General features: G+C 72.9%; 7 protein-coding genes. 2 read left to right on the top strand and 5 right to left on the bottom strand.

The annotated features are described in order from the left end of the window. Positions 1–1,307, bottom strand: a 1,307-nt coding sequence (locus AB0J52_RS18150; protein ID WP_500182750.1) for an MFS transporter, incomplete at its 3' end; no start/stop codon positions are given. A gap of 144 nt (positions 1,308–1,451) precedes the next feature. Between AB0J52_RS18150 and AB0J52_RS18145 the strand changes: the two genes are divergently transcribed. Continuing rightward, positions 1,452–2,099 (top strand): TetR family transcriptional regulator, encoded by a 648-nt coding sequence (locus tag AB0J52_RS18145; RefSeq protein ID WP_500182749.1) that lies wholly within the window; start codon positions 1,452–1,454, stop codon positions 2,097–2,099. An 83-nt stretch (positions 2,100–2,182) separates the two neighbouring features. Next, the gene (locus AB0J52_RS18140) at positions 2,183–3,769 is read left to right on the top strand and encodes an immunity 49 family protein (RefSeq protein ID WP_500182748.1); all 1,587 of its coding nucleotides are present in this window, start codon (positions 2,183–2,185) and stop codon (positions 3,767–3,769) included. A 30-nt stretch (positions 3,770–3,799) separates the two neighbouring features. Here AB0J52_RS18140 and AB0J52_RS18135 read toward each other — a convergent pair whose 3' ends face one another. The 4 genes from AB0J52_RS18135 to AB0J52_RS18120 form a co-directional block, all read right to left on the bottom strand. Then, a complete protein-coding gene (locus AB0J52_RS18135) occupies positions 3,800–4,963 on the bottom strand; it encodes a lipid-transfer protein (protein ID WP_500182751.1) in 1,164 nt (387 codons plus the stop codon). Further along, positions 4,960–6,318: an OB-fold domain-containing protein gene (locus AB0J52_RS18130; protein WP_500182747.1), complete on the bottom strand. Its 1,359-nt coding sequence runs from the start codon at positions 6,316–6,318 to the stop codon at positions 4,960–4,962. The genes AB0J52_RS18135 and AB0J52_RS18130 overlap by 4 nt, the downstream gene beginning before the upstream one ends. A gap of 8 nt (positions 6,319–6,326) precedes the next feature. Continuing rightward, complete coding sequence (locus AB0J52_RS18125) at positions 6,327–7,499, bottom strand: acyl-CoA dehydrogenase family protein (RefSeq protein ID WP_500182746.1); 1,173 nt, start codon at positions 7,497–7,499, stop codon at positions 6,327–6,329. Between the two features lie 3 nt (positions 7,500–7,502). Continuing rightward, a partial coding sequence (locus AB0J52_RS18120) for an acyl-CoA dehydrogenase family protein (protein ID WP_500182745.1) occupies positions 7,503–8,351 on the bottom strand: 849 nt, incomplete at its 5' end.

The following is an 8,351-nucleotide window of genomic DNA, read 5'->3' as shown; positions in this document are numbered from 1 at the left end:
GTGGACAGCAGCACGCCGAGCACCGAGGTGCCGAGCACGCCGCCGATCTGCGAGGCGGTCTGCTGGAGCCCGCCCGCGACGCCGGCCAGGTGCGCGGGCGCGTTCCCGACGATGGCCTCGGTCCCGGCGACGATCACCATGCCGAACGCGAGCCCGACCAGCACGAACCACGGCCAGATCTGGTTGTAGGGGGCGTCCACCCCGATCCGGGAGAGGCCGAACATCGCGGCGGCGGTGAACGCCATGCCGAGCGCCAGCGGCACCCGCGGGCCGAACCGGCTGGTCAGGAACCCGGCGATGGGCGAGGCGACGATGAAGATGCCGGTCATCGGCAGCATCCGGACGCCGGACTGGACCGGGGACATGCCGTGCACGGCCTGCATGTAGAGGGTGATGAAGAAGATCGTGCCGAACATCGCGAAGAAGCCGAGCACGATCAGCCCGGTCGCGGCCGACAGCGACACCGAGCGGAACAGCGAGAGCGGCAGCAGCGGGTGCTCGGCGCGCAGCTCGTTGACCACGAACCCGGCGCCCAGGACGACCGCGGCGGCGAACGAGGCCAGCGGGGTGGTGTGCCCGAAGCCGTGCTCACCGGCCTTGATCAGGCCCCAGACCAGGAAGAACAGGGACGCGCTGAGCAGCGCGACGCCGGGCAGGTCGAACGATCCGGCGGCCTCCTCGTCCTTGGACTCGCGGATCACCCAGAGGCCGGTCAGCAGCGCGATCACGCCGAGCGGGGCGTTGAGGAAGAACACCGACTCCCAGTTGACGTGCTCGACCAGCAGGCCGCCGACGATCGGGCCGCCCGCGATGGAGATGCCGACCGTGGAGCCCCAGATGCCGATCGCGGCGTTCAGCCGCTCGGCCGGGAAGGTGTTGCGCAGCAGGGCGAGGCTGGCCGGCTGCAGGAGCGCCCCCGCGAACCCCTGCACGACGCGCCAGAAGACGACCATGCCGAGCCCGCCGGACAGCCCGATGGCGAGCGAGGCGACGGCGAACCCGACGACCCCGGCGAGGAAGGTGCGCTTGCGGCCGAACCGGTCGGCGATCTTCCCGGCCGGGATCAGCGAGACGGCGAGCGCGAGCAGGTAGGCGTTGGTGACCCACTGCAGGCCGGACAGCGAGGCGTGCAGGTCGCGGGCGATGGCCGGGTTGGCGACCGAGACGACGGTGGCGTCCAGGCCGACCATCATCACGCCGAGCGCGACCGCGACCAGGGTGAGCCAGGGGTGGCCGTGGCCGGGCCGGGCCCGCGCGGGCGCCTCGGTGGGTGGTCGGAGGATCTCGGCGCTCGATGTCTGTGCCATGGCGTGTCCTTGGTGACGGAGGTTGGTGGCCTCAAAGTGTCATGGCATGACACATGTCGTCAACCGCCATTGTTCAGTTCATGACGTAAGACACACGATGACATAATCCTGGACGGAGGGTGGACGGCCCGCTACAATCCGGGCATGACCGCGCCCGCTCCCGAGACCGACCCCACCCCGCCTCCGGGTCGGCGCGAACGCAAGAAGCAGGCGACCCGCGAGGCACTCCTGGACGCCGCGTTCCGGCTGTTCTCCGAGAAGGGCTACGAGGCCACCACCGTCGAGGAGATCGCCGACGCCGTGGACGTGTCGGCGCGCACCTTCTTCCGCTACTTCGCGTCCAAGGAGGACGTGGCGCTGACCTCGCAGGAGGCGCAGTTCTACGCCATGCTCGACGCGTTCGCGGCGCGCCCCCCGGAGGAGTCGGTGCTGACCGCGCTGCGGGCGGCCGGGGCGCTGCTGACCGAGGCCCTGGACGCCGAGGGCGCGACCGACGAGCGCATGTCCCGGTTCGACTGCCTGATGCGGCTCACCGAGGAGAGCCCCGGGCTGCGGGCGAGCAGCATGGAGCGCACGCGCCGCAAGAACGACGAGATGACCCGCGCGATCGCCGTCCGGATGGGCGCCGACCCCGAGACCGACCTGCGGCCCCGGATGTTCGCGGCGATGGCCTCGACCGCGTTCATGGTCGCCGCCGACGCCTACCGCACGGGCCTCGGCGGGTTCGGCTCGTTCGCCGAGGTCGTGGACGCCGCGTTCGAGGTCCTGGAGAAGGGCTTCAAGGACTACTGAGCCGCGTCCCCGACCGGCCGTGCCGGTCGCGGAACGGCCGATCGGCGGGCCGGTGTCACCGGGGCTCGCTACGATCACCGCCCATGCGCGTTGATCGTCATGACATTTCCGAAGCAGCCGTCTCGTCCGCCTTGGCGGCCGTCCCGGACCAGCTCGACCGGGACACCGAACTGGCCCAGTACGGGGGCGCCCCGAGCATCGAGATGCTCGGCGACCTGCTGCTCGACTACGCGGCCGCCCGCACGGCCGAGCTCGACCCGCGTGTGGAGACCCGCGAGACCTGGCTCGCGCTGACCTCGGCCGCCGAGCTGTACCGGGACTACGCGCGCGCCCTGACGGTCCCGGTCGGCGGCCAGGTCCGCGGCTGGGTCGAGTACCTCGGCGTCGGGTTCGGCTCCGCGCAGGAGTACGACGAGACGCTGGGCGCGGTCGACTGGGTCCAGGCCTTCCGGACCGCGCGCGCCGCCGGCGACCACCGCCTCCTCGGCTCGCTGTCCGAGCTGCTCGAGTCCCTCCCCGAGAAGCAGGACGAGATCCCCTTCATGCGGGCCCTCCGCGTCTTCTGGGACGGCGGCCCCGCCGAGGACTACCCCGACACCCCCGAGGGCGCCATGCTGCGCGCGATCGCCGGAGGCGACGCCGCCGCGTTCAACGCCGCCCTCGTCACGGCGCTGGAGCGGCACCGCGAGCTGGCCGGGCAGCGGCCGCGCGACCTGATCGCCTGGGGTCCGGTGGCGCTGGCCGCGCTCGCGCACGAGGCCGGTCTGCCGGTCGAGGTCGAGTCCGGCTACCTGCCCGTCCGGCTGGTCACGGGCGCGGGGCCCAGGAAGCCCGGCGCGGACGGCCCGATCGCGCGTCCCGACTTCGACGCCGACCGCGCCGCGAAGTGGCTGGCGAACCGCGACGCGATCGACCGGGACCAGGTGGAGCACGCGTTCAGCCCGTCCGTCCTGGTCCAGTACCGGTTCAGCGCCATGCACCACGTCGGGAGCGGGGAGCTGATGGCGCTCACGTTCCGCTCGGTGATCGACCCGCGCGCCGAGGACCCCGCGTACGCGGCGGGGCTGGCCCTGGCGAGTGAGGCGCACGCGGCGGCGTTCCGGCTGGCGTCGGTGCCGCAGGGCACGCCGATCGCGGTCACGCTCGCCGGACGCACCGGGGAACTGCCCGCGTCCGGGCCCATCAGCGACGCGAGCGACTGGAACTACGCGCGGGCGGTCGCGCTCGCCTGGACCGTCCGGTCGCAGGCCGACGCCGCGATCCTGGCCGCCTTCGACACCGGCGACCTGCGCGCGACGGTCTCGGAGACGACCGCGTACGCGCGCGCTTGCCACGCCCTCCTGCGGGGCGAGGACCCCCGTCCGCACATGCGGAGGGCACTGGCGAAGACGTCCGGCGACGACTGGTGGGAGTGCCTGTCGAACCCCCGGCTCCGCCTGCTCGACCGCATCCTCGACAACGACGCGGACGGGTTCAACACCGTCCTCGCCGAGGCGCTCGGGCTCTTCACCGACTTCTACAGCGCGGGCGACCGCATCGGCGACCCGGACGGGCAGATCAACTTCGACGCGCTCGGCCTCGCCTGCCTCGCGCACGACCGGGGCGTCCCGGTGCGGGTCGAGTCCGACTTCCTGCCGCGCGCGATCGTCGAGGGGCTCTCCGCCCGCTGAGCGCGCGCCCCGGCCTGAAGGCCCGGGGGCTCAGCCCACGGTGAGGACCAGGCCGCTCGTGGGGACGCCGGTCCCGGCCGTGACCAGCACGTTCGTCGCGTCCGGGACCTGGTTGGCAGAGGTGCCGCGAAGCTGCCGGACGCCCTCGGCGATGCCGTTCATCCCGTGGATGTACGCCTCGCCGAGCTGGCCGCCGTGCGGGTTCACCGGCAGGCGCCCGCCGAGTTCGATGCCGCCGTCCTTGAGGAAGTCCTTGGCCTCACCGCGTCCGCAGAACCCCAGCTCCTCCAGCTGGATCAGGACGAACGGGGTGAAGTGGTCGTACAGGATCGCGGTGTCGACGTCGTCCGGTCCGAGTCCCGCCTGCCGCCACAGCCGCTCGCCGACCCGGCCCATCGCGGGCAGGGTCGCCATGTCGCCGCTGTAGTAGGAGAACATCATCATCTGGTCGGGCCCGGTGCCCTGCGCCGCGCCCGCGATCAGGACGGGACGGTGCGGCAGGTCGCGGGCGCGTTCGGCGCTGGTCACGACGATCGCCTGGCCGCCGTCGGACTCCTGGCAGCAGTCGAGCAGGTGCAGGGGCTCGACGATCCACCGGGACGCCTGGTGCTCCTCCAGCGTGATCGGACGCCCGTGGAACCACGCCTTGGGGTTCGTCGCGGCGTGCCTGCGCATGGCGACGGCGACGCGGCCGAAGTCCTCGCTGGTCGCGCCGTACTCGTGCATGTAGCGGCGGGCCTGCATGGCGACCCACGCGGCCGGGGTCGCGAACCCGAACGGCAGGTGCCAGGAGAACTCCATCGCCTGCGAGCCGGTCCCGCCGGCCTTGTTCGCCTGCCCGAACCGGTGCCCGGACCGCTCGTTGAACGCCCGGTAGCAGACCACGGTGTCCGCCTGCCCGGTCGCGACGGCCATCGCGGCGTGCGCGACCGTGCCGCAGGCCGCGCCGCCGCCGTAGTCCACGCGGGAGAAGAACCCCAGGGACGGGATGCCGAGCTCGCGCTGGACCGCGATCTCCGCGCTGGCGTCGGCGGTGAAGGTGACCAGGCCGTCCACGTCGGCGGGGGTCAGGCCCGCGTCGGTGATCGCGGCGAGGCACGCCTCGGCGGCCAGCCGCAGCTCCGAACGGCCCGAGTCCTTGGAGAACTCGGTCGCGCCGATCCCCGCGATCGCCGCCTTCCCGGACAGGCTCACCACGCGGCCCCCTCCTTGAACGTGACGGTCGCGGTCAGGTGGTCGCCGAGGCTCACCGCGCCGCGCACTCTGAGCGTCCGGTCGCCGGCGCGCTCGCCGGTGAGCGTGAGCGCGTCACCCGCGTAGGCCGGGACGCCGAGCCTCACCTGGATGCTCTCCAGCTCCCCGCCCGGGACGGTCTCCAGCGCATACCGCTGGACGAGCCCGATCGACGTCAGGATGTTGACGAAGATGTCCTTCGAGCCCTGGGCGCGGGCCAGCTCGGTGTCGTGGTGGACGGGCGTGAAGTCGCGCGTCGCGAGCGCGGTCGCGATGACGAACGTCGGGGTCAGGTCGACGCGCAGCGCGCCGTCCGGCTCGTCCGCCGGCTCCTCCGGTCCGCCGGGGTCGGGCGCGTCCGCCGGGGTCCAGCTCGGGAGGACGAGTTCGTCGTCCATGCGCTGGAAGACGACGCGGACGGGCATGTCCACCTCGACCTCGGACGGCTCGCAGCCGACCACGTCCCCGAGGATCCGGACGCCCTCCTCCAACTCGACGACCGCGACCGCGTAGGGCGGCGTGCGGCCGGGGACCGGCGGATGGTGGTGGACGACGAAGCTGTGCACGATGCCGCGTCCGCTCGCCTTCCGGAACGTCCGGTTCGTGGAGTGGCACCGCGGGCACATCGGGCCGGGCGGATGCCGGAGCGTCCCGCAGTCGGCGCAGCTCTGGATGCGCAGCTCGCCCTCGTTCACGCCGTCCCAGAAGTACCGGGTGTCCGGGCCGATCGTGGGCCGCAGCGGGTACCTGCCGGGCTTCGCGTCCGGCCGCTTCGTCCCGCCGCGCTGCTTCGGCTTGAACTTCAGCACCCGGAACAGCATCTCGGCCACGCGCCGGTCGTCCTCGTCGTACCAGGACTGGAACCACGTCACGAAGTAGCCCTCGCCCATGGCCGTCCGCTTCGGCCCGGTGACGCCGCCGAACCGCATGGTCGAACGCAGCCGCTCGCCGACCCGCACGTAGCGGTCGTAGGTCTGGTCGCAGTTGGTCGCGACGACGCCGGTGTAACCGTTCTCGTTGAGCAGCCGCAGCGGGTCGTCCGCGATGGAGCCCGCCTTCTGCGCGACCAGGCCGGGCATCGACCAGACCTGGATCATCGCGGGCGGCGCCACGTCCGCCCAGGCCCCGGACGCGTCGCCGAGCGCCTGCGTCCAGTGCCGGATCATCGGCGCGTTCACCGCGTCCGGGCAGGGCGGGGCGGGCTGCTCGCCGCGCGCGGCCAGCCGCCCGGCGAGCGCCGTCAGCTCCTCGTGCACCGCCGGCGCGGCGGAAGCCGCCGGGGCGTTTCGCGCCTTGCTCAGGTCTTGCTGTGGCACGGGGCTCCTCACCGGGGTGCGCGGGGCAGGCCGAGGCCGATCATGGCGATCAGCTCGCGCTGGATCTCGTTCACGCCGCCGCCGAAGGTCAGCACGACCGCGCCCTTGACGCCGTGGTCCAGCACCTCCAGGAACTCGGCGGTCGCCGGGTCGCCCGGATCGCCGTACCGGGCGAGGGTGTCGCCGACGATCCGGCCGACGTCCTGCATCCGCTCCGAGCCGTAGACCTTGGTGGCGGACGCGTCGGCCGCGCCCAGCCAGCCCAGGTCCATGTTGGCCGCGACCTGCCAGTTCAGCAGCTCGTTGACGCGCAGGTAGGCGTACACCCGCGCGACGGCGCGGCGGACGTCGGGCCGCTCGGCGAGGGGCCGCCCGTCGCGTCCGGTCGCGGTGCGCGCCCACGCGGCGAACCGGTCGTAGGTGTGGCCGATGTTGCCCGCCGGGCCGAGCGTGACCCGCTCGTGGTTGAGCTGGTTGACGATGAGGTCCCAGCCCTTGTGCTCCTCGCCGACGAGCATGTCCGCCGGGACCCGGACGTCCTGGTAGTAGGTCGAGTTCGTGTGGTGGCGGCCGTCCATGGTGACGATCGGCGTCCAGGAGAAGCCGGGGTCGTCGCAGTCGACGATGAGCATCGAGATGCCCTTGTGCTTCCTGGCGTCCGGGTCGGTGCGCGCCGCGAGCCAGACGTGGTCGGAGTAGTGCGCGCCGGACGTGAAGATCTTCTGGCCGTTGACGACGTAGTGGTCGCCGTCCTTCACGGCCGTGGTGCGCAGCGACGCCAGGTCGGTGCCCGCGCCCGGCTCGCTGTAGCCGATCGCGAAGTGGCACTCGCCCGCCAGGATGCGCGGCAGGAAGTGCGCCTTCTGCGCTTCCGTGCCGTACTGCAGGATCGTCGGCGCGACCGAGTTCAGCGTGATGATCGGGTACGGCACCTCGGCGCGCGCGATCTCGTTGGCGAAGATCTGCTGCTCGACCGGGCCGTAGCCGCGCCCGCCGTACTCCTCGGGCCACGCGACGCCGAGCATCCCGTCCCGGCCGAGGCGCCTGCAGTGCTCCATGTAGTGCTCGCCGAACGGGTCGTCCGCGATGCGCGCGCGCTGCGCCTTGGTGAGGCAGCCGCGGAAGTAGTCGCGCAGCTCGGCGCGGAGCTTCTTCTGCTCGCCGGTGAGGTCGATGAACATCGGCTACTGAACCTCCTGAGCGGCGACGAGCGCGCCGAGGGTGTCGAGCTGGTCCTCCGCGCCGCCGAGCAGGTGCCCGGCCTGCTTGGCCCAGGCGAAGTAGCGGTGCAGCGGGTAGGTGACGTCCAGGCCGATGCCGCCGTGCAGGTGCTGGCAGGTGTAGAGCGCCTCCACGACCTGGCCGGCGGCGGTGTAGGCGGCGATCGCGAGGACCTCGTCGGTGTCGTCCGCGCCGGTCGCGAACCGCCAGGCGCCCGCCCAGACCGCGACGTCCAGCGCCCGCTTGGCGATGTACACGTCGCCGATCTGCATGGTCACGGCCTGGAACTGGGCGAGCGCGCGGTCGAACTGCTCGCGGGTCTTCACGTACTCGGTGGTCAGCGTCAACGCGCCCTCGATCACCCCGGACGAGATCGCGACCGCCCCGGCGACGGCGGAGCGGCGGAAGGCGTCCCAGCCGTCCGGGCCGAGCGGGGTCCCGCGCGCGCCGTCCAGCGCGACCAGCGACAGCGGCTCGGACGTCGCCGACGGCTGGGGGCTCACCGCCGCCTCGGACCGCTCGACCACGTACACCCGGATCGTTCCGTCGTCCTCCCGTGCCGGGACGAGGAGGTGCGACGCCTCGTCCGCGTACGGGACGTAGGTCTTCCGCCCGGTGAGCCTCCCCCCGCGCGCGGTCGTCTCCACCGTGCCGGGCGGGCCGGGCTCCCGGTACGCGCCGGTCATGATCCGCTCCCCGGCCGCCACGCCCGCGAGCAGTTCCCTCTGCTCGTCCGTGCCGGTCAGCGCGATCGGCAGGGCGGCCAGCGCGAGCGTCGCGTACGCCGGGACGGGCGCGACGCGCGCGCCGAC

The sequence above is a fragment of the Spirillospora sp. NPDC049652 genome (assembly GCF_040675125.1).
In the GTDB taxonomy this organism is placed as follows: Bacteria; Actinomycetota; Actinomycetes; order Streptosporangiales; family Streptosporangiaceae; genus Spirillospora.
Note: the sequence above shows the minus strand (reverse complement) of the source record. Positions and strands in the feature narration are given on the sequence as shown.